This window comes from Microcoleus sp. K4-B3 (assembly GCF_036704615.1).
GTDB lineage: Bacteria > Cyanobacteriota > Cyanobacteriia > Cyanobacteriales > Microcoleaceae > Microcoleus.
The window spans coordinates 1-1,875 of sequence record NZ_JAUBSF010000211.1; the positions used below are offsets into that span (position 1 = coordinate 1).

2 protein-coding genes and 1 pseudogene are annotated in these 1,875 nt (G+C 42.6%); 2 read left to right on the plus strand and 1 reads right to left on the minus strand.

The features are described from left to right. The first annotated feature begins 414 nt into the window (after positions 1–414). Entirely contained in the window at positions 415–738 is a 324-nt protein-coding gene (locus QUA78_RS32430; RefSeq protein WP_333307373.1) for a hypothetical protein, read from the plus strand. An 18-nt stretch (positions 739–756) separates the two neighbouring features. Continuing rightward, on the plus strand, positions 757–945 hold the full coding sequence (locus tag QUA78_RS32435) for a hypothetical protein (protein ID WP_333307375.1): 189 nt from the start codon (positions 757–759) through the stop codon (positions 943–945). Positions 946–1,237: 292 nt separating this feature from the next. Here QUA78_RS32435 and QUA78_RS32440 read toward each other — a convergent pair. Beyond that, a pseudogene (locus QUA78_RS32440) lies at positions 1,238–1,875 on the minus strand (hypothetical protein); the annotation flags it as partial.

Here is a 1,875-nt window from a genome sequence, read left to right on the forward strand (position 1 = left end):
GGCTTCTATGAATAATGATTATATGATGACTGTTATCAACTCCTTTTGTAAAGCTTGATTGAGATGCTCTTACCCTGTAGGTGTAGGGCCTTCTCAAGGAGCGGAATCAGTCAGCAGCCGTAAGTTGTGGTTGAATAGAACGCAATTGTTTATTTTTCCTAAACTTACGACAACTTATACCCTCAATTTTGTTTTTCCTTACTGGTTTAATCAGGTTAATGTAACCATTTGGGAATATTGGGGACCAGAAGCCGACACTGTAACAAACGATATCTGGTCGGTGCATAGCAGCGTTTTGCGTACAGAAAACAAAATCAATTTACTGCTAAACCAACAATCAAGCCCGTGAAGCTAGATTTAACAATTGCTAACAGGCTGTCTACACATTGAAAATTGAAGTAGGCTAATAGAAGAATGATCACGCTGTCAAAAGCCTTTTTTGAATTATTGGCGGTAGTGTTTGGTTTGTTTGTTGCCGGGGTGACTGCCGCTTTTGCATTAGCAACGTATAGATACTCATTAGCGCTTGCAAAGTTAGAGCTTCAAATAAAAAGTAATACTTTTGAATCGGGGCGAAAATACCAACAAAATATCGACAATCTAAAAGTAGAAATGGGGATAAGCAAGTCAAAAATCAAAGACTTGGAAGGAGCGATGCAAAAAAAACACCATTATCATCCGCGCGAGACGATTTCTTCTGAGTATATCCCCCCGCCTACAAAGTGGGACGTTAAATAAAAGTAGGGTTTGAGAGTAATGCGAAATGCTTTTGTCTTTACTATTTACTGTTTGGCTATTGGCGTTCTGCTGTTGGTCATTGCAGCCATAGGTTTAGTCGCCGTACACAGAAGCGCGATGGAATTAGTACCAGTGCTAGCTCCCGTGCTTGCAGGTCTAACTGGCTTGTTAGTTTCACCCCCGCGAGCGCACAATGCCAGCATTTAACGCAATTCAATTATTAAATAAAAAGGAAGTCAGTCGTTCAGAATTGCTTGACTGCATTCAATCTCTAAACCGCGAATACGGACATATAGAAGCAATGATTTCAATCGGTTTTAGAGACAAAATATCGGGGCAGCACTCACTAGATTACCTTGAACTGCTAATTACAAAACTTCGCAACAGATTAGAGATATGCACAAATTGATTTTTACGATGGATTTAGCTCAATCTCCAGAGCTAATTTATGGAAATTTGCAGTTGATTTATCCCAGCGGCGAGGCGATCGATTATATCGCTACTTCCGGGTGCGCGGACTGGCAGCGGCCCGGCGACGAATGGGTGCGCGGTAAAGGGCTAGCCCTGTCTGGCGTGACTGCCGAGCCTGGTCTAAAAGCCTTGCTGTAGAAAGATGACGATGACGTGAGTCCACAATCAAAGGTGGTTTCTTCTTCTTAGGGGAGCGTGGCTGCTTCAGGAAAGACTTCAAATTCACTCGTGCAGCCAAATCCAACAAAAAATCGGCTAATTGAGGCAGGGACAAAGCCTTCAGGTGTGACCAATTATCAGGTTCAGTTGCGATCGTCATACCCCGATAAGTCCCTTGAATTTCATCAACCAGGTAGAATTCCGAAAGACTCGACTCAATTTTACCGACACCATGTACACTGCCCAGAGCTCTTCGGACCACAGCTAAAATATTGTAAGAAACTAGAGCCAAACAGAAAGAAAATAAAGCAGCCTTGGGATAACCCAAGGTTTGAATTTCACCCTCGAAATTCTTAGTAACTATTTGGAATAGAGTTTCAACACTCCAACGCCCTCGATACAACTGAGCTACATTGGTTGCACTGGCAACAGTTTGAGGTAAACTTGTCAGTATGACAATTTCCCAATCGCCATCACGAGTAACTTTTTTCAACCGCAATACCACCC

What these genes read in the sequence shown, in the direction of transcription:
- QUA78_RS32430 (WP_333307373.1), top strand. Translation starts at nt 415, where the DNA reads ATGATCACGCTGTCAAAAGCCTTTTTTGAATTATTGGCGGTAGTGTTT.
- QUA78_RS32435 (WP_333307375.1), top strand. Translation starts at nt 757, where the DNA reads ATGCGAAATGCTTTTGTCTTTACTATTTACTGTTTGGCTATTGGCGTT.